This window comes from Janthinobacterium sp. B9-8, assembly GCF_000969645.2.
Taxonomy (GTDB): domain Bacteria; phylum Pseudomonadota; class Gammaproteobacteria; order Burkholderiales; family Chitinibacteraceae; genus Iodobacter.
On sequence record NZ_CP014222.1, the window covers coordinates 3,497,075 to 3,514,750 of the forward strand.

At 49.3% G+C, this 17,676-nt stretch carries 17 protein-coding genes and 1 pseudogene; 4 read left to right on the forward strand and 14 right to left on the reverse strand.

The features are described 5' to 3' along the window. Positions 1–20: 20 nt before the first annotated feature. The 5 genes from VN23_RS15835 to VN23_RS15855 form a co-directional block, all read right to left on the reverse strand. On the reverse strand, positions 21–287 hold the full coding sequence (locus tag VN23_RS15835) for an acyl-CoA-binding protein (protein ID WP_046351514.1): 267 nt from the start codon (positions 285–287) through the stop codon (positions 21–23). Between the two features lie 98 nt (positions 288–385). Next, positions 386–1,663 carry a dihydroorotase gene (locus tag VN23_RS15840; RefSeq protein ID WP_046351513.1) on the reverse strand — a complete coding sequence of 426 codons (1,278 nt, stop codon included), beginning with the start codon at positions 1,661–1,663 and terminating at the stop codon, positions 386–388. A 2-nt stretch (positions 1,664–1,665) separates the two neighbouring features. Further along, complete coding sequence (locus tag VN23_RS15845; RefSeq protein ID WP_046351512.1) at positions 1,666–2,628, reverse strand: aspartate carbamoyltransferase catalytic subunit; 963 nt, start codon at positions 2,626–2,628, stop codon at positions 1,666–1,668. Further along, the gene (gene ruvX, locus VN23_RS15850) at positions 2,621–3,103 is read right to left on the reverse strand and encodes a Holliday junction resolvase RuvX (RefSeq protein ID WP_046351511.1); all 483 of its coding nucleotides are present in this window, start codon (positions 3,101–3,103) and stop codon (positions 2,621–2,623) included. Before ruvX ends, VN23_RS15845 begins: the two co-directional genes overlap by 8 nt. 72 nt (positions 3,104–3,175) lie before the next feature. After that, a complete protein-coding gene (locus tag VN23_RS15855; protein ID WP_442905459.1) occupies positions 3,176–3,748 on the reverse strand; it encodes a YqgE/AlgH family protein in 573 nt (190 codons plus the stop codon). A gap of 84 nt (positions 3,749–3,832) precedes the next feature. Between VN23_RS15855 and VN23_RS15860 the strand changes: the two genes are divergently transcribed. The 3 genes from VN23_RS15860 (at position 3,833) to VN23_RS15870 (ending at position 6,145) form a co-directional block, all read left to right on the forward strand. Next, positions 3,833–5,218 (forward strand): cryptochrome/photolyase family protein, encoded by a 1,386-nt coding sequence (locus tag VN23_RS15860; RefSeq protein WP_062654918.1) that lies wholly within the window; start codon positions 3,833–3,835, stop codon positions 5,216–5,218. Positions 5,219–5,267: 49 nt separating this feature from the next. Continuing rightward, positions 5,268–5,639: a hypothetical protein gene (locus VN23_RS15865; protein ID WP_046351509.1), complete on the forward strand. Its 372-nt coding sequence runs from the start codon at positions 5,268–5,270 to the stop codon at positions 5,637–5,639. 83 nt (positions 5,640–5,722) lie between these two features. Continuing rightward, positions 5,723–6,145 (forward strand): hypothetical protein, encoded by a 423-nt coding sequence (locus VN23_RS15870; protein WP_156455212.1) that lies wholly within the window; start codon positions 5,723–5,725, stop codon positions 6,143–6,145. 10 nt (positions 6,146–6,155) lie between these two features. Here VN23_RS15870 and VN23_RS15875 read toward each other — a convergent pair whose 3' ends face one another. Beyond that, on the reverse strand, positions 6,156–7,037 hold the full coding sequence (locus VN23_RS15875) for a CPBP family intramembrane glutamic endopeptidase (RefSeq protein WP_052746541.1): 882 nt from the start codon (positions 7,035–7,037) through the stop codon (positions 6,156–6,158). Positions 7,038–7,045: 8 nt separating this feature from the next. On the opposite strand from VN23_RS15875, the gene VN23_RS21865 reads away from it, so the two are divergent. Further along, complete coding sequence (locus VN23_RS21865) at positions 7,046–7,213, forward strand: hypothetical protein (protein WP_156455213.1); 168 nt, start codon at positions 7,046–7,048, stop codon at positions 7,211–7,213. A gap of 6 nt (positions 7,214–7,219) precedes the next feature. Here VN23_RS21865 and VN23_RS15880 read toward each other — a convergent pair whose 3' ends face one another. The 8 genes and pseudogenes from VN23_RS15880 to VN23_RS15910 all read right to left on the reverse strand — a co-directional run bounded on the left by VN23_RS15880 (position 7,220) and on the right by VN23_RS15910 (position 17,641). Continuing rightward, positions 7,220–8,380: an AAA family ATPase gene (locus VN23_RS15880; protein WP_046351507.1), complete on the reverse strand. Its 1,161-nt coding sequence runs from the start codon at positions 8,378–8,380 to the stop codon at positions 7,220–7,222. A gap of 504 nt (positions 8,381–8,884) precedes the next feature. Continuing rightward, positions 8,885–9,175 (reverse strand): hypothetical protein, encoded by a 291-nt coding sequence (locus VN23_RS15885; RefSeq protein WP_046351506.1) that lies wholly within the window; start codon positions 9,173–9,175, stop codon positions 8,885–8,887. Positions 9,176–9,198: 23 nt separating this feature from the next. Further along, positions 9,199–11,526 carry an RHS repeat domain-containing protein gene (locus VN23_RS15890; RefSeq protein WP_046351505.1) on the reverse strand — a complete coding sequence of 776 codons (2,328 nt, stop codon included), beginning with the start codon at positions 11,524–11,526 and terminating at the stop codon, positions 9,199–9,201. Positions 11,527–11,544: 18 nt separating this feature from the next. Next, positions 11,545–13,104: an RHS repeat protein gene (locus VN23_RS15895; RefSeq protein WP_197432935.1), complete on the reverse strand. Its 1,560-nt coding sequence runs from the start codon at positions 13,102–13,104 to the stop codon at positions 11,545–11,547. A 3-nt stretch (positions 13,105–13,107) separates the two neighbouring features. Further along, positions 13,108–13,803: pseudogene (locus VN23_RS22485) on the reverse strand (DUF6531 domain-containing protein); the annotation flags it as partial. A 530-nt stretch (positions 13,804–14,333) separates the two neighbouring features. Then, complete coding sequence (gene fba, locus VN23_RS15900) at positions 14,334–15,377, reverse strand: class II fructose-bisphosphate aldolase (RefSeq protein ID WP_046351503.1); 1,044 nt, start codon at positions 15,375–15,377, stop codon at positions 14,334–14,336. Between the two features lie 366 nt (positions 15,378–15,743). Further along, positions 15,744–16,259 (reverse strand): cupin domain-containing protein, encoded by a 516-nt coding sequence (locus VN23_RS15905; protein WP_046351502.1) that lies wholly within the window; start codon positions 16,257–16,259, stop codon positions 15,744–15,746. 209 nt (positions 16,260–16,468) lie between these two features. After that, entirely contained in the window at positions 16,469–17,641 is a 1,173-nt protein-coding gene (locus VN23_RS15910) for a phosphoglycerate kinase (protein ID WP_046351501.1), read from the reverse strand. Positions 17,642–17,676: the final 35 nt, after the last annotated feature.

Here is a 17,676-nt window from a genome sequence, read left to right on the forward strand (position 1 = left end):
GCTATTTAGCCCGGCTTTGCTTATTCGTCTTTCGCTTTTAACTCTGTTACCAAATCAATATATTTCTGTTTGGCTTCATCAGAGCTCATTTCTGCTAATTCAGACCACGCATCAAACTTAGCACGGGCAACAAACTGAATGGCCGATGGGCGATCGCCTGTTGCATTGCCTTCCGCGGCTTGTTTAAACAAAGAATAAAGCTTGAGCTTCGTCGCCACATCCGGCGCATCGTTTAATTTAACCACATCATCTTGCGCGGTTTGAAACAGGGTAGCCAGATCAGACATTGTGTTCTCCAAGGAAAAAATTAAACGATCGTTTCAATAAGGCAAAAGTATAGCCCGAGTACCAGGATAAACCAAGCACACGAGCCTGCTGATATCCCTTAGTTTGCTAATTGATACACTCGCTTGCCTTTTACCAGCGTATGCACCACTTGCCCCTTCATTTCCATGCCCACAAACGGCGTGTTTTTGCCCTGGCTTTTCAACGTAGCAGGCGTGACTTGCCAATGGGCTTCAGGGTCAAAAATCACCAAATCCGCACGATGGCCCACTTCTAAACCTGCGGCAAAACCCAGCATCTTTGCGGGAACGGTGGTGATCTTGGCCAGTGCTTGCGCCAGCGGAATATGCTGGCGCTCGGCCCATGCAAGGGTGAGTGGCAAAAGCAACTCCAAGCCTGTTGCACCCGGCTCTGCCTCAGCAAATGGCAGTAATTTACCGTCATCATCCACCGGACTGTGATCCGAGCAAATGGCATCAATCGTGCCATCGGCCAGCGCAGCCACAATGGCATCACGATCGCGTACCGATCTTAAAGGCGGATCAAAGCGGTAATTGCTATCAAAAAAACCAATGTCCACATCGGCCAGATGAATATGATTGATGCTCACATCACAGGTAATCGGCAGGCCTTGTTTTTTAGCGGTGCGTACCAAATCGAGCCCGGCCATAGATGAAAGACGGCATAAATGCACGCGTGCACCGGTTTCTTTCATAAGTAGCAGGATATTAGAAATAGCCACGGTTTCGGCCAGCACCGGAATACCCGCCAAGCCCATACGAGTAGCGTAATCGCCGTCATGTGCCACACCGGCGTTTAAATCAGCTTCCTGTGGTAACAAACGTAAAGCCACATCAAACGTCGCTGCATATTGCATGGCACGATACAGAATCTGCAAATTGCCTACTGCTTGATCGCCTTGCGAAAACGCCACACAACCCGCATCGCGCAACTCGGCCATTTCAGTAAGTTCCAAGCCTTTAAGCTGGCGGCTTAAAGCGCCCACTGGATAGAGTCGAGCCAAATCCAGATTTTTAGCGCGCTGGCGCAGCATGGTGACCAAACTTGGCTCATCGAGTGGCGGATCGGTGTCTGGCGGGCACACAATGCTAGTGACCCCACCGGCCACAGCAGCGGTCATTTCAGATGCCAAAGTGGCTTTATATTCAAAGCCCGGCTCACGCAAACGCGCGGCTAAATCGACTAGGCCGGGGCTGACTAATAAACCCTTAGCATCGATGGTTTCGTCCTGCACAAAGCCAGCAGGAGCCGCGCCCACGCCAACAATTTTGCCACCGGCAAGGTATAAATCAGCCACTTGATCGGTGTTATTCAGAGGATCAATTAATCGGCCACCAAGAATTGCGATGTTTTTCATGATTATTTATTCGCTTTCTGATTACGAGCCACAATCGCTAATACCGCCATGCGCACAGCAATACCAAAGGTTACTTGCGGCAAGATCACCGCTTGCGGGCCATCGGCCACGGCAGAATCAATTTCTACGCCACGATTCATCGGGCCGGGATGCATCACGATGGCATCCGGCTTAGCCAGCGCCAGTTTTTCTGGGGTAAGGCCGTAATACTTAAAGAATTCTTGAGTCGATGGCAGGAAAGCCCCTGCCATACGCTCATTTTGCAAACGCAGCATGGCAATCACATCGACGTCTTTCAGGCCTTCGGCCATATCGTGGTACACATGCACACCCAGCTGCTCGATGCCGGTCGGCAGCAAGGTTTTAGGTGCAATCACGCGAATTTCCGGACAGCCTAAAGTGCTAAGCGCATGGATTTGCGAACGCGCCACGCGCGAATGCAAGACATCACCGACAATCGCCACGCGCAGCTTGGTAAAGTCGCCCTTAAAGTGGCGAATGGTAAACATATCCAGCATGGCTTGCGTAGGGTGAGCATGGCGACCATCGCCAGCATTGACCACCGCGATGCCTTTTTTTACATGCTTGGCAATCAAATGTGCCGCGCCTGATTCTGAATGGCGCACCACAAATAAATTAGCACCCATCGCTTCCAGATTGTGGATGGTATCAAGCAGCGTTTCGCCCTTGGCGGTGCTGGAGGCTTGAATATTAAGGCTGGACACATCGCCGCTTAGGCGTTTTGCAGCCAGCTCAAAGGTCGTGCGGGTACGGGTAGAGTTTTCAAAAAACAAATTAAAAACAGAAGTACCGGCCAGATCTTGCCATTTATTATTTAGTAATTCGCCGTTCTCAACGTATTCGGCAGCCTGATCGAGGATTTGCGTCAGGATGCGCTTAGGCAAGCCTTCGGTAGTCAACAGGTGGATCAGCTCACCTTGAGCATTTAACTGCGGGTTATACATCGGCATCCTCGTCAGAACGATCAACAGAAACCTCGGCCGAGCGGTGGCTTAGTGCCTCGCCGGTGGCTGGGGAGTCGAGATAAGTTTGTAAAATCTGCATCGCAGCCACTTGATCAAGGGCTGGCTTCTGACGGCGGCCACGTACTCCGGCCTCATTAAGTGCGCTGCAAGCGGCGGCGCTGGATAAACGCTCATCTACCAAAAATACCGGCAAACCAAAACGCCCGTGCAGGCGATTGGCAAATTTGCGTGAAAGACGCGTCATCTCATGCGGCGTGCCATCTAAATGACTAGGCAGGCCGACAATCAAACAAGCAGGCTGCCACTCGCGAATCAGCTGTTCAACCCGCGCAAAACGGCGCTCGTTTTCTTCCGCGGTGATGGTTTCTACAGGGTGGGCAATACCCAACTCGGATGAGCCAACGGCTACGCCGATCCGCACTTCACCAAAGTCAAAAGCTAGGAGAGTACTCATTATTTTCCAGATGACAGCCCAGATTTCGAGCGTTTTCAAAATGTGGCATGCCCAAAGAAAAGCTCAGCCGAATTAAGCGTGGCCCGCTTCTTTAGACAACATTGCAATATCAATACCCAGCAAGCCCAAGGCCGCGGCATAACGCGCTTCAGGCGGTAAATCAAAAATGATTTTCGGATCGGCTTCTACGGTAAGCCAGGAGTTCTGTGCGATCTCATTTTCTAACTGCCCTGCATCCCAGCCGGCATAGCCCAAGGTTAAAAACACCTGATCTGGCCCTTCACCGTCCCCAAGCGCCTGCAAGACATCTCTTGAAGTAGATAGCCCCATTTCATCCGAAACGGCTAGGCTAGATTGCCAGCTACCCAGCGGCGTATGCAGCACAAAGCCACGATCGGTTTGTACCGGCCCGCCAAAGTGTACCGACAGCGCAGCCATATCGGGGCGGTGCAGCTCGATATCGATCTGCTCAAATAGCGACGCCAGCGTCATACCCAGCGGCCGATTCACAATCACCCCCATCGCTCCACGCTCATTGTGCTCGCACACAAAAGTCAGGGCTCGGGAGAAAATCGGATCAACGAGGCTAGGCATCGCAATCAAAAAATGACGAGAAAAGTTCATTGCGTTATCCATGCCTGCAATTATCGCACAAGGTGCTAAAAATGGGCGCATCACCAATGCCGATGGCACAATACGACATTCATATTTATTACGCCGCCTCTGCCCATGACATCACTCGTTTGGTTTCGCCGCGATCTGCGCTTATTTGACCACGCAGCACTGCATCACGCCTTAAAAGCATCCCCAAACGTGATCGCGGTATTTATTTTTGATACTGCCATTTTAGATGGATTATCAAAAGAAGACCGACGCGTGGCTTTTATTTGGCATAGCCTGCAGCAATTAAAAACAGCGCTGATTGAGCAAGGCTCGGATTTAATCATTCGCCATGGCGTAGCCAGCGATGAAATTCCCCGCCTGGCGGCAGAATTCAAAGCCACAGCAGTTTACTGCAACCACGATTACGAGCCAGCAGCCATTAGCAGAGATCTCAGTGTAGCCGAGCAATTGGCCGCTAATGACTGCCGCTTTTACAGTTTCAAAGATCAGGTCATTTTTGAAAAAGACGAAGTACTCACTAAAACCGGCGGCATGTATAGCGTATTCACCCCGTATAAACGCGCATGGCTGGCTAAAGTGAATGACTTTTATTTAAAATCCTACCCTGTGCGGCCTTATTTAAACCGCCTTGCGCCTCTGAGCGGTGAAGCAATGCCCACACTGGCAGAGCTGGGCTTTGATGAAATCGATGTAAGTAATCTTAAACCCGGTATGGATGGTGGCGAAGCACTGTTTGATGACTTTTGCCAGCGCATCGGTGATTACCAAGAAGCGCGGGATTTTCCGGCAGTAAAAGGCTTGTCTTATTTATCTGTGCATCTGCGCTTTGGCACGGTATCAATCAGAGAATTAGCAAAAAGAGCCTGGCAGATTGGCGGTGGGGGGGCAGAAACATGGCTTTCCGAGCTGATCTGGCGCGAGTTTTACCAGCAAATCCTCTGGCATCGGCCCGAAGTCGTTCAACATGCATTTAAGCCCGAATACGACACACTGCCGTTCCCGAATAATGCAGAGTACTTTGCCGCATGGTGCGAAGGCCGTACGGGGTTTCCAATTGTGGATGCCGCCATGCGCCAGTTAAATCAAACCGGCTTTATGCATAATCGCCTGCGCATGATTGCCGCCAGCTTTTTAGTCAAAGACTTACTCATTGACTGGCGATGGGGCGAGCGCTATTTTGCCGAAAAACTCAATGATTTTGACTTGTCCGCCAATAATGGTGGCTGGCAGTGGGCCGCATCCACCGGCTGCGATGCCCAGCCTTATTTCCGGATATTTAATCCTGTAACGCAATCGGAGCGCTTTGATCCGCAGGGTAAGTTTATCCGCCGCTATTGCCCCGAGCTGGCAGCGCTCAGCCATAAAGAAATCCACGCGCCATGGTTGGTTAAAGCTATTTTTGGGCAAAAAGCCAGCTATGACTATCCCCCACCGATTGTTGACCATGCAGTACAACGCCTCGCTGCACTGGCTTTATATAAACGAAACTAAACCGATGGGCGCATCGCCCATCTCATTTGCCCCAAGCAGACTCAAGCACATGCCAATCATTTTTACGCCAGCCCGGATTATTTTTACCGTAATCTGCCTGCTCTGTACTTCTGCAGCGCTCGCTTTTTTTATCATCATGCAAGAAAAAGAGCAGGACGGGCACTGGCCTTGGCCGGTGAATGGCGTGCTGATTAATCAATATTCACAAGCGACCCAAGTATGGGATGACGATCACCGTTTTTACACGATTCCCGCTCACACCCGCTCTGGCAATGAGCTAGATGTTGATCATGCTTTTGAGCCCGCCTCAAGGCGATGGTGCAAAATCGGCCCTCACACTGTTACCCTAAAAACCGATGGCTATTTTAAAAATTGCCCCTGCTTTGCGCTTGATGCAGGCCGAGCTTGTATTCAATTTTAACGTTCTAAAGCGGCAATAGATCACAACCAGAGGCCAAGCAATAGCGGCATGATAGCCAACTGACTTTTCCGCGCATTGTGCCCATGACTCGCACTACCCGAATTATCTATACCCTGCTTTTTCTAAGTATCAGTTGCCTTAGCACCTATGCTTCCGCCATGTATTGGCCCTGGCCCTTAAATGGCAAAGTGGTGAATCAAAGCCGCCTGCCCGTTGCCGTATGGGATGGAGAACACGGTATTTATACCCTGCCCGCACATAGCTTTAGCCCCAAAGTGCTTGATATTGATCATCTGTACTCCAGCCAGAATAATCGCTGGTGCAAAATTGGATTACTCAAAGTACAAATTGATAGCAAAGGCAATATTAATCAGTGCGAATGCTGGGTAGATAATGCTGGAGACGCATGCAATAGCAGCCCTATCATCGCCGAAATAAAATCCAGCCAAGCGCCTAAAGTAGCTCAAGCGGCACAACCTGCCAGCATTCCGGCCAGCTCAAACTAAGGCAGCACGCTTATACCCCCACAGACTTCGGATAGGTAAAGCAAAGAAAATGGATAAGATTAAATCCGAAGTGTAAAAGAATCGCCATTTCAATGCGCCGGCTCTGCTGATACACCAAGGCATAGCCCAAGCCTGCCAAGCTAGCTAAAGCCATATACATCGCGCCACCCGCAAAATGAGCCAACCCAAAGAACAGCGCCGAAGCGGCCACCGCCAGCACCGAACCCGAAGGTTTACTACTGATCCGGTGCAAAGATTCTTGCACAACACCTCGAAAGAACGCCTCCTCGGCTACGCAAGTCAGCAATAAATTAACGACAGCAAATACCACCGTAGCGGCTGGCAACTTAAAATCAAAACGGAAAAACTGGCTAAGCAGGCCGGCAGTGCTCAATAGCCCAATCGTTGCAAAAACAATTAGCCATGAGCGGTGAAAATCTGACTTTAGCCCGGCGAAGCTTGTCGCCTTGCGGCAAAACAAAACCAGCAACAATAAGCCTGCGATTCCCTTATCAAAATTGGCATAGAGCGTAAATGACGGCGCATCTGCACTCAATTGCACACCCTTAAAAATCAGTAAATTACTAAACCCCGGCACCTTATGCATCGCCAAAGCCAGCGCCAACACCGCCGCGATCACGCCCAAAGCCAGCCGTAAAACAAGAGATAGCCGATCGCAGCTCGCCCCCGATAGTGCAAAAGCCAGCACTAAAACGAGCAATAAAGCAGTAACCCCCATCACCCCCGTTGCCAACGCAGCAGCGAGTGCCAGCGCAAAACACACTAGCCAAGGCCAAATAGCAAACCTACCCCACTGCACCGCAGGTAACCATGCACATACAATGGCCAGAATTAAAAACACATAGGCTGGGGAGCTTAGAAGCATCAACATTTAGAACCATGAAAGAGGTGGAAAACGGGAAAGATGATACGGAAAATAGCGAGGGTAAGGAGCAAAGAGAGGAGCAAAAAAACCATCATGCAGATGATGGCAGGGCTCAGCTTAAAGCAAAAAAATACAGAAAACAGGCCACAATCACTAAAAAAGTAGCCTGTAGCATCAATTAATGTGGCCTATCTGTTCGCCCATGACCATGCAGGTTTATCCAAATCATGCTGCCCTAAAATCGACGTTTCACCGCAGTCTTTTTGCAAAATAATCGAATTGCAATCCACTTCACGCTCAAGTGCCGCAACCAGACGGCTGGCATGGCTAACAACAATCACCTGGCTGTGCACCGCAGCGGCAGAAATCAAGCGTGCTAAAGCAGGCAATAAATCGGGATGCAAACTGGTTTCTGGCTCGTTCAATACCAAAAGCTCCGGCGGGCGCGGGCTAAGCAAAGCGGCAATCAGCAGCAAATAGCGCAAAGTGCCGTCCGATAACTCCCTTGCCGCCAAAGGGCGCAATAGGCCACGCTGCCACATCAAAACGCTGAAGCGGCCATCATTCACGGCAATCTCGATCCGTGCTCCGGGGAAAGCATCGTCAACCGCCGCCATCAGTGCAGCAGCATCACCAATCTCAATAATGGTTTGCAGCGCCGCAGCCAGATCGCCGCCATCATTCGCCAGAATAGGCGTGTAAGTGCCAATCTGCCCCTGCCTGGCGGGCGCACTGGCATCGGTGCGTAAATGATCATAAAAACGCCAGCGACGCATAGCCTCGCGCAGCTGCAAAACCTCGGGCGCATTCACCGGATCGGCACACTGGCTAAAAATACTATCGTAAGCAGGCACATGCTGGTTGATCACTTGCCAGCTGCGCCCCAGCCGCGTTTTGGCAACGGCATTACGCCTGTCCATCAGTAAGGTAACTTCCCGCTGAGCACTGCCCGCCCAGATTTGCTCACGCTTTATTTCAGGATCGGCGGCAAATAACGATGAGCTGGGTGTGGGCAAACCTAAATCAATCGCATAAGAAAAATCATCACCAGCAAAGCCCAGCTTGAGTGAAACAGCAGACTTCCTTACCGTAGCTTGAATCGGCACCTCACCACGGCGCATTGCACTAGAAATATTTTCCGGCCCCGCCCACAAAGTGGAAGCAAAGCCCCCTTCCTGCGCCAAATGCCCAATCAAACGCCCCGCCGCGGATTCCGCAATTAAGCGTAAAGCACGGTATAAACTAGACTTCCCGCAACCATTAGCACCACTAATGACATTGAGCTGAGCCAAAGGAATAATTAAATCGCGCAGGGAACGGTAATTGGCAATCGCAAGTTTATGCAGCATGGCAACCAATCGGCAAAAAACACTATCATAAAGCCAAGCGCCCCCTGTGGCTTGGGTGTTTCTTTACAAAATGCACAGAGATGGAAAGCCTGGGATAAATACTCAGAACTTCAGCTGAATAGCAGGGTGCTGATTATTTATTTTAATTAAAACTAACGTCTTTAAAGCCATAAAAAATATTAAATTAAACTTTTTATTGCTGACTATCAGGTTTAACCGATCGTGCAAATCATTACTATCTTCCTGGCTGCATTACAGGACGTTAATGTCGTCGATGCGGCGTAAATTACTGACGACATTATGGTTATTTACTCAACATTAGTTGTGTGTTGGCTTTGCAGGCTCAGCGACAAGCTACAAAAGCCCAACGTGGAGTAAGGCGGGTTAGCCATAAGTCTAACCCGCCACTATTTTTGCAGCCAAAGAAGTGATTAATACAGACTGTCTATTTGATGAATATCAGCGCGGGTTGATAAAACTAACCAGCCCTGCTGGGCTCCCCCCTTATAACTCCCCTAGTTCGACAAGTTTGAAGGTAAATTGGGTACCCGCCTCATCTAACGAATGTTTAAAATTAAAGTTTTTATGAAAATGATATCCACAAGGGAAATTTCCAAGAGCCAATTCAGCACAGATACGAGCCATATGCAGAAAACCATCAGCATTGGCACTGAGACAAAAATTTCCAGCTTCATCGACTTTCATAAAAATTGTGGCTCCATCAGGGGTATCCGTATTGAACGGAATATATCCATCCAATTGATCATCAACACGGTGTGAGAATTCTTTTCTCATGAGTAGCTCCAAATATTTTCAATTCAATTTTTGTAAGTAAAAAGTCGTTCCACACCCATCGTGTTTCGAGCGTGGAAGTGTGCACAATTATGATGGGCGGGTCCTGGCTGATCAGGATGAGCAAACGGATGCTCCACCACTGATGCCCCATCAGGAGTGCCATGACCATAAGGTGGAGCATTATTTTTTCGCATAAAATCCCCAAAAGGCCGCCCCCCCTTACTCATGCCCGCCGGAAAATTAAAGTTACTCCAAGGAATGGGATTAGCATCATCACCGGAAGATGAAATTCCTGCCCAGCTATATGCCGCAGCCATTGCTTCAGCTCGCGACATAGTTGCGTTGCAATTATCGTCATCATTCTTTTTGCAAAGATCAGCAATATTTTTAGCAAAATCTTTAAGTACTTTCTGCCCCGGTGGAGACATAAGGATCAACGAACCAACCCCAGCAGCACATCCCCATGGCCCTCCCAAACACCAAGTTAATGTAGCAGCTTCACCTGTCGGGTCCGTAGAACTCAGTGGATTCCCGCCCACATACCCATAAGTATTAATCCCCCCCGCTAAACCAATCGGGTCAGATTCAATATACCTGCCTGTTGCCGGGTCGTAATCCCGGAAGTAGTTGTAGTGTTTGCCGGTTTCTTTATCAAGATACTGGCCAGGAAAGCGCAGGTTGTAGCTGAACTTTTTACCGGTTTTACTTGGGTCTTCATCAGCCAGGCTATTGCCAAATGGCTCGCCATCCCAGCGCCAGAGGATTTGCTTGCTGGCGGGATCAGTAATTTGGCGAGGCGTGCCCAGGTGGTCGGCCCAGATATAGCTGATGTTAGCACTTGCTCCCGTTGTACTGACTACGGCTACCGGCGTATCACCCAGCCAAATTGTTTCCTGCACAGGCTTGCCATCTGCCTGATATTCACCTAGTAAATGGCCCTGAGTATCATAAACAAACAAGGTAGTGCCGGTTGCTGATGCTTTTTGTACTCTTTGCCCCAGCGCGTTGTAACTATAGCTGACAGCTACCGTGCCTTTGCTGGATTTAACTAAGCGGCCAGCGTTGTTGTACGTCAGCACCCAGCCATTATCGTTAGCGCGATTCCCTGCCGCATCGTAAGTGTAAGTGGCTTGATTTGCACCGCTGGATGACAGCAGGCGGTTGCTATTGTCAGCGTGCTTATAATTTGTACTCGCCGCTCCAACGGTTTGGTCGCTGCGGTTGCCATTGAAATCGTAAAAATAGTTAAACGAGCTGTTATTACTGACGGCCAGATTTAGCCGGTCGAGCAGATCGTAACTATATTCCTGGCTGCGTTGCGGGGCGTTAATGTCGTCGATGCGGCGTAAATTACTGACGGCGTCAAAGGTATAAACGCGGTTGCCATCGGCAAGGCTTTGCCCAGCAAGCAGGCCTGTATTGGCTGCAACCCTTGCCCAAATCTGACCATTACTCCAGCGCCAGCTTTGTGCACCAATGTGCCCGGACCAAGCTAGCTGATCCAGCAAGGGCTTGCCGTTAATTTGCACACCACTGATTTGCCCCGCTGCATTACGCAAGTAGCTGATGATGATGCCACTAGGGTAGTTGATGGTTTCTACTTGACCGAGGAGGTTAGAGGTATAGCCAATTTTTGCAAGCGTCTTGCCAATTTGGTGCTGCGCTTGAGCAAGATTGCCCTGTGCATCATAACGGTAGCTGGTGCTGCCACTTGGATTAGTGATGCTGGCGACTTTCCCCACCAAGCTTGTGTCATAAGTAAAAGCATTGATGCCATCACCAAAATCAACACTCCGCACACGACCCAGATCGTCGTAGGTATAGGTGGCGGTCTTTTTTCTGGCGTCGGTATAGGTTTGAATCTGCCCGCTGGCCGTGCGGGTATAGCTGCTGGTGCCTGTATCCGGGCTGACTAATTTAATCAGATCATCAAAGCCGTTGTAGCTGTAGCTGGTTTTGAAGCCCTCGGGGTCAGTAACCTGCACCAGGTTATCGCGGGCATCATAAGACATCAGTGTGGCTTTGCCAGCTGCATCGGTGCTTTTGCTTAAGCGGTTTAAAGCATCATATTCATAGCGGGTAACCCGGCCCAGCGGATCGGTGCTGGTTTGGCGATTGCCATTGGCATCATAGCTGTAGCTATAGACCTGGCCTTTTGCATCCCATTCTTTTTCCAGACGGCCTAAAGCATCGTAACGCTTAAAACGGCTGACCACCGTGGCGTGAGTGGGTAAGGCACTGACTGATGATGCCGCAGCAGAAGGGGCAATAGGCGCTGCAAAAGCAGCCTGGCTCAAAAGAAGAATACTGCCCAGCAACACTTTGCCAGGCAGAGCTGTAGATATAAACATAGGTAACTCTCTGAAAGGTTATTTGGCAGGTTTTACTGACTGGGCTTGTTGCACTTGCAACAGGCCATTAGCGAGCGTGCTGTCAGGATCGTAACGATCGACTTGCTCCTGTAAACCTGCCTTATTCAGGGTGTAAACCTCACGATGGCCTTGGTTATCGGTGATTTCGCTCAGGCGATGCGCTGTGTCATAGAGATAATTAATCACTAAGCCATCAGGCAGCGTGGCCTGCTTTAATAAGCCCGTTGGCCAATACTCAAAACGGCTCAGTGCTGCGCCGGCTTGCCTGCTTATTAAGCGATTGCGGGCATCGTAAGTGAGCGTTGATTTAATTCCATCTGGCGAAAGGATTTCTAATGGATTGCCATTAGCGTCATAGCGGGTGAACTGAGTAATTTGCTGAGCAGCATTAGTCTGCGCCGCTAAATTACCTTGGGCATCGTATTGATAGCTGCTGGTTTTACCATCTGGATCAGTGCTGGTTTTAACTTGCCCAAAATCGGCATAAGTCCAGCTCCAGCGGCGGGTTTTCCCGTCGGCGGTGATGGTTTTATTCAGCAGATTGGCGTTAGCGTCGTACACAAAGCTAGTCACACGGCCAGGCTCGGTCACTTTAAGCGGCAAGCGCCAAGTAGCATGCCATTCGGTGCTGATGGTACGGGCAAGCGGCGTGCCAGCGGCTTCGGTGCGGCTGGTTTCTAAATTACGGGCCAAATCGTAAACGTAGGTGGTTTTGTTGCCATTAAAGTCTGTACGGCTGGTCACATTGCCGTTGGCGTCATAGAGCAGATTATTACTTGCAGCACTGCAGCCTGCGCCGCCTGGTTGATCCTTGCCATGCAAACGCCATGTTCCCGCGACCAATTTGAACTGATAGCGCCTTACTGATCCCAATGGATCCGTTTCTTCTGTCCAGCGCGTACCGCTGGCAGGATCACCGCCAAAATTAAGCGTAAATTTATCCACGCCACCAGCATGCTCGGACGAAATCGCCTGACCTTGCTCGTTGTAAGTCCATGAAGCAAAGCGCTGACCACTTTCATCAATCAGCCCAGTGAGTAAAGTTGGATTACGGCTGTCTTCGTAGAGGTACTGGCGGCTGGTATTGTCGACATAAGTTACGTTGCTTAACAGGCCTTTGTTATAGCTATAGCTGACAATTAAAGCGCCATTAAGGCTGATATGTTTTAAATAAACAGAGTCCGCATAATCAAAGGTGAGCTGTTGTCCGTAATTATTTTTTACTTGTGTAAGTTGTTTCTGAGCGTTATAGATAAATGCATCAATCATTCCATTGGCGTAAACAATAGAAAGTAATTGACCTAATTTATCGTAATTCTCAATTGCAGTTCCATTTTTAACCGTAAAGCCATTATCTGAAACAGTAAGCTGATAAGGGTTACTTTCCGAAGGGTTTTTAGGCTGGCCATTGAGATCAAAAACAAAACCTAAGCCATTTTCACGCTCAAGCAAATAATGGCTGATATTATCCGCCGAGGATTGCATTTCTTTATACATTAACCAATCAGGGTCTACATCTGAATAAGGCGGTGGAGCAAACGTTGTTTTTTCTCTCATGATCCGGCGCATAAAATTATGGCGCCAGCCTGTTCCCAGCCCTTGCTCTGTACTGCCATTGCCATTATATGTACGTGTGAAAGTAAGCCCATTGCCCCAAATAAAATCTGGCTCTGATTGGAATTTATTCCCCGTCGCTGTATTGATGGGGTTACCCGTACTTGGGCAACTCGGGCCTTGCTCAGGCCTTTTGCACTCCCCCTCCAGGCAAGGAATAAGTGGCTTGCAAGTACTATCACTGGCCAGATACTGATTCAGAGCACACTTTGGACGGCAACGCTGTGAAGCAGGGCCTAAAAATGAATGAACAGAATCTGAACACGTGTGCGCAGATGAAATACAAACACCAGATGTATTAATCTTGGCTTCTTTATCAGGAGACCCTTCAAAATTACATCGCATATAATCAGAATAGAGTGGTGAAATTCCACCACCTGTTAGATGTCCATAACAAATAAAAATAGCAACCTGATTCCAAGCATGGCTGCTATAGTAAAGGGAGCTTGAGGTAGTAGTGCCGGGGGGATAGATTTTATTCGTTTCGCATGCAGCTACCCTATCTGAAAAAGTAGAGGTAGTATCCCCCCCAGAAGGACGATATTCACTCGACGATAATCTAGAGCCAAAATCAGCCAATGCATTAGAACTCAAAAAGATAAAAAATATAAATATCTTACACAAATAAAAAATATAATTCATTTAATGCTCGCTACATAATTTAATTAATAAAAGATACAAATAAACTATAGCATGATATATAAATAAAAAATAAAAATATCAATTGAAAAAACAATAAAAACAACATCAAACATTCTATATTAAATACAATACCTTATACGGATTGAGCCGCCATACCCATATAGCATTAAAAACATATTATTGATTATGCAAACATCCGCCCCATACCCATTCAAAAAACAAAGCCTACTCATGGGTTTGATTATGGCGATCAACAGAATTCAGATACAAAAACGGCTGACCTTAGACGACTTCTTACTGCAATGCGGCATAGAAACATAATGAAAATCAACTTTACTGCAAGGCTGATGACCAAATAGCTGCTGCATTTGTCATGCATGAACAGACACTGAACTGCCCCGTGGCAAAGCCTGTAAACATCAAACCAGCCTCACTGCGGGCAGTGAGGCGGCATCAAAGCCAAAATAAAAAGGGTGAATACGATTTCTCGTATTCACCCTTTTTTATTAATGCCTAATTTTTAATACTACTTAAGCCTTGTTATACCGCTGCGCCATTTTCTCTAGCGATACCGGCTTCATTTTCTCTGCCATCCCTGCTGCGCCAAAGGCGTCGTAGCGGGCTTCGCATATTTCGCGCATGGCGATGATGGCGGGTTTTAGGTAGGCGCGGGGGTCGAAGTCTGCGGGGTGCATGGCCAGATGGCGGCGGATGGCGGCGGTCATGGCTAGGCGTAAATCGGTGTCGATATTAATTTTGCGCACGCCGTATTGGATGGCGCGGCGGATTTCTTCTACGGGAACTCCCCATGTAGGTTTCAACTCACCGCCGTATTTGCGCATTTCTTCGAGTAATTCTTGCGGCACGCTGGATGAGCCGTGCATCACCAGATGCACATCGGGGATGGCGGCGTTAATGGCGCGCACGCGATCAATTGCCAATACTTCGCCACATGGTGGCTTGGTGAATTTATACGCACCGTGGCTGGTGCCGATGGCGATGGCCAGAGCATCTACGCCAGTGGCTTTCACAAAAGCCAACGCTTCTTGCGGATCAGTCAGCATTTCGGCGTGGCTTAATACGCGGTTTGCGCCTACGCCGTCTTCTTCTTCTCCCATGCCGGTTTCTAAGCTACCCAAACAGCCCAGCTCGCCTTCTACCGATACGCCACAAGAGTGCGCCATGCGTACCACTTCGGCCGTCACCGCAGCATTGTAGGCGTAGTCTGATGGTGTCTTGCCGTCTTGCAATAAGGAGCCATCCATCATCACGCTAGTAAAGCCCATCTTGATTGCAGTTAAGCAAACAGCAGGGCTAACACCATGATCCTGGTGCATCACGATAGGCAGATGCGGGTAGCTGGCTACTGCGCCTTCGATCAGCGTTTTTAAAAACTGCTCGCCTGCGTATTTACGCGCACCGGCACTGGCCTGCAGGATCACTGGGCTGGATGTGGCATCGGCGGCTTGCAAAATAGCCTGAACTTGTTCGAGGTTATTCACGTTGAATGCGGGTACGCCATAGCCGTGTTCGGCGGCGTGATCGAGAACTTGGCGAAGGGATACGAGTGACATGGCTAAGATCCAGAATATTGTTGCTGCGATGCAACACATATTAGTATTCAACGCTGCCCTATCCAATCGGGAGTAACGCCATTCGGGAAAACGCTAAAACCACTTTGCTGCAGTTTCAATCGTGATTTAACAACTATTCAGCTAAAAAAATATAAATATTGAGCCACAAAAGCTACTCAATACCGAATGCATAAAAGGCAATCCCGAAGCAATGATACTTTGCAAATATCTCTTTTCAAAAATGCAGAGAGGGCAGGTTTTGATGCCCACCCTGCAATTTTCTTTAATAAAATATGCAGGAAAACAATGCAATCCATCCGGATCAACAAAGTCTTAAAAGTGCTTGCTTCAGCAGGCGGCAGTGGCTTAAAAAGGCCCGTTTGATTCGCGTAGCTGATCTGGCAAGCCATCGTGATTGCCCAACTCATGCTTAGGAGCGTCGTGCCAGTGAAAATCGCCGATGGCGATGTTTTTCTTTGCGTCTAGCGGGTAATCCACTTTATTGTCGGCACGATTTGTGTCGCCCACTACCAGCAAGCGCACATCACTATCGGTGTTATTGATAAACACATGGGCAATGCCGGTGCCTGGTATGAAGCCCACTGCGTCTCCTGCCTCTAAGCGATGCAACACGCCATCCAGCCAGCAATCAGGATTGCCTTCGATGACGTAAACAAACTCTTCTTCGGTTTTTTCAGAATGCGGCCAAGAGGTGCGACGTCCGGGTGTCAATAGCTCGTGATGGATGCCAAGGCGCGTCAAGCCAAACGTGCGGCCAAAGGGCGAGCCTATGGATAGTTTTTCTAGGCTATTGGGATAACAGGCATTATCTTCCGCTTGGATTTCTTGCCAATGTTTGATAAAGGGTGGCCGAGTAGTCATTGCTTGTCCTCTCTGATATTGCATAAAAAAACGCCCGCAGGATGGCTGGCGTTGATCTTACTGATAGAGCACAAGCGCCGTCTATTAAAAGACGTACACAATCTCAAGTCTTTTAATAAAGCAGTTATGTAGGGTGGGTGCAACCCGCGAGCAATACTGAAAAATACGCGGGTTGCACCCGCCCTACACGAAACAAACCCCGCCTAAGCTTAAGCGCCGCGCTGTTCCAGAATCTCTACAGCGGGCAATACTTTACCTTCGAGGAATTCAAGAAATGCGCCGCCGCCGGTTGAGATATAGCTAACATCATTCGCAATATCGTACTTAGCCACAGCGGCCAGTGTGTCGCCACCACCAGCAATCGAGAATGCAGGCGATGCTGCAATCGCGCGGGCTAGCACTTCGGTGCCTTTGCCAAACTGATCAAATTCAAACACGCCAACCGGGCCATTCCAAACGATGGTGCCAGCGGTTTTTAATACTTCAGCCAGCCTTGCTGCGGTATCCGGGCCGATATCAAAAATCATATCGTCGGCGGCCACATCGGCAATCGCTTTAATCACAGCAGGCTCGGTTGGGGAGAATTGCTTACCAATCACTACATCTGTTGGCAAAGGCACATCGCCGCCACGGGCGCGGATTTTAGCGATTACGCGCTTGGCGTTGTCGACCAGATCGGCTTCGGCTAAAGACTTACCAATTTCATGGCCTTCGGCCAGCAAGAAGGTATTGGCAATCCCGCCACCTACGATCAGGTAATCCACTTTATCTGCTAAAGATTCAAGAATGGTCAGCTTGGTCGATACCTTAGAGCCAGCCACAATCGCGACCAGCGGTGAAGCTGGTGCTTTCAGCGCTTTGCCCAAAGCATCCAGCTCGCCCGCCATCAACAGGCCCGCTGCCGCGATAGGGGCAAATTTAGCCACCGCATGGGTAGACGCTTCGGCACGGTGCGCCGTACCAAAAGCATCATTTACAAATACATCGCAAAGCGCAGCGTAGGCTTGGCCCAACTCGTCAGCGTTTTTCTTTTCGCCCTTATTGCAGCGCACATTTTGCAGCAGCACCAGCTCGCCCGCTTTGACTACAAAACCGTTGAAATCATTCACAACGCTTACATGGCGATCCATCAACTCACCCAGACGCTTCGCCACAGGGGCAAGATCGTCTGCAGGCTGGAACTCGCCTTCAGTTGGGCGGCCCAAATGGCTCATGACAATCACGCCAGCGCCCGCTTGCAGCGCAGCCTCAATCGTAGGAATCGACGCGCGAATACGGGTGTCATCACCAATCACGCCGTCTTTCAATGGCACATTCAGGTCTGCACGGATCAGTACTTTTTTGCCCGCTAATTCAAGCTCGGTCATCTTGCGAAAAGCCATGGTGGATTCCTTTGGAAAGGTGAGAGATCAGAACT

What these genes read in the sequence shown, in the direction of transcription:
- ruvX (WP_046351511.1), bottom strand. Translation starts at nt 3,103, where the DNA reads ATGAGTACTCTCCTAGCTTTTGACTTTGGTGAAGTGCGGATCGGCGTA.
- VN23_RS15845 (WP_046351512.1), bottom strand. Translation starts at nt 2,628, where the DNA reads ATGTATAACCCGCAGTTAAATGCTCAAGGTGAGCTGATCCACCTGTTG.
- VN23_RS21865 (WP_156455213.1), top strand. Translation starts at nt 7,046, where the DNA reads ATGAAAGAGGTGGAAAACGGGAAAGATGATACGGAAAATAGCGAGGGT.
- VN23_RS15895 (WP_197432935.1), bottom strand. Translation starts at nt 13,104, where the DNA reads ATGAGAGAAAAAACAACGTTTGCTCCACCGCCTTATTCAGATGTAGAC.
- VN23_RS15875 (WP_052746541.1), bottom strand. Translation starts at nt 7,037, where the DNA reads ATGTTGATGCTTCTAAGCTCCCCAGCCTATGTGTTTTTAATTCTGGCC.
- VN23_RS15870 (WP_156455212.1), top strand. Translation starts at nt 5,723, where the DNA reads ATGACTCGCACTACCCGAATTATCTATACCCTGCTTTTTCTAAGTATC.
- VN23_RS15865 (WP_046351509.1), top strand. Translation starts at nt 5,268, where the DNA reads ATGCCAATCATTTTTACGCCAGCCCGGATTATTTTTACCGTAATCTGC.
- VN23_RS15905 (WP_046351502.1), bottom strand. Translation starts at nt 16,259, where the DNA reads ATGACTACTCGGCCACCCTTTATCAAACATTGGCAAGAAATCCAAGCG.
- VN23_RS15860 (WP_062654918.1), top strand. Translation starts at nt 3,833, where the DNA reads ATGACATCACTCGTTTGGTTTCGCCGCGATCTGCGCTTATTTGACCAC.
- VN23_RS15890 (WP_046351505.1), bottom strand. Translation starts at nt 11,526, where the DNA reads ATGTTTATATCTACAGCTCTGCCTGGCAAAGTGTTGCTGGGCAGTATT.
- VN23_RS15835 (WP_046351514.1), bottom strand. Translation starts at nt 287, where the DNA reads ATGTCTGATCTGGCTACCCTGTTTCAAACCGCGCAAGATGATGTGGTT.
- VN23_RS15880 (WP_046351507.1), bottom strand. Translation starts at nt 8,380, where the DNA reads ATGCTGCATAAACTTGCGATTGCCAATTACCGTTCCCTGCGCGATTTA.
- fba (WP_046351503.1), bottom strand. Translation starts at nt 15,377, where the DNA reads ATGTCACTCGTATCCCTTCGCCAAGTTCTCGATCACGCCGCCGAACAC.
- VN23_RS15840 (WP_046351513.1), bottom strand. Translation starts at nt 1,663, where the DNA reads ATGAAAAACATCGCAATTCTTGGTGGCCGATTAATTGATCCTCTGAAT.
- VN23_RS15910 (WP_046351501.1), bottom strand. Translation starts at nt 17,641, where the DNA reads ATGGCTTTTCGCAAGATGACCGAGCTTGAATTAGCGGGCAAAAAAGTA.
- VN23_RS15885 (WP_046351506.1), bottom strand. Translation starts at nt 9,175, where the DNA reads ATGAGAAAAGAATTCTCACACCGTGTTGATGATCAATTGGATGGATAT.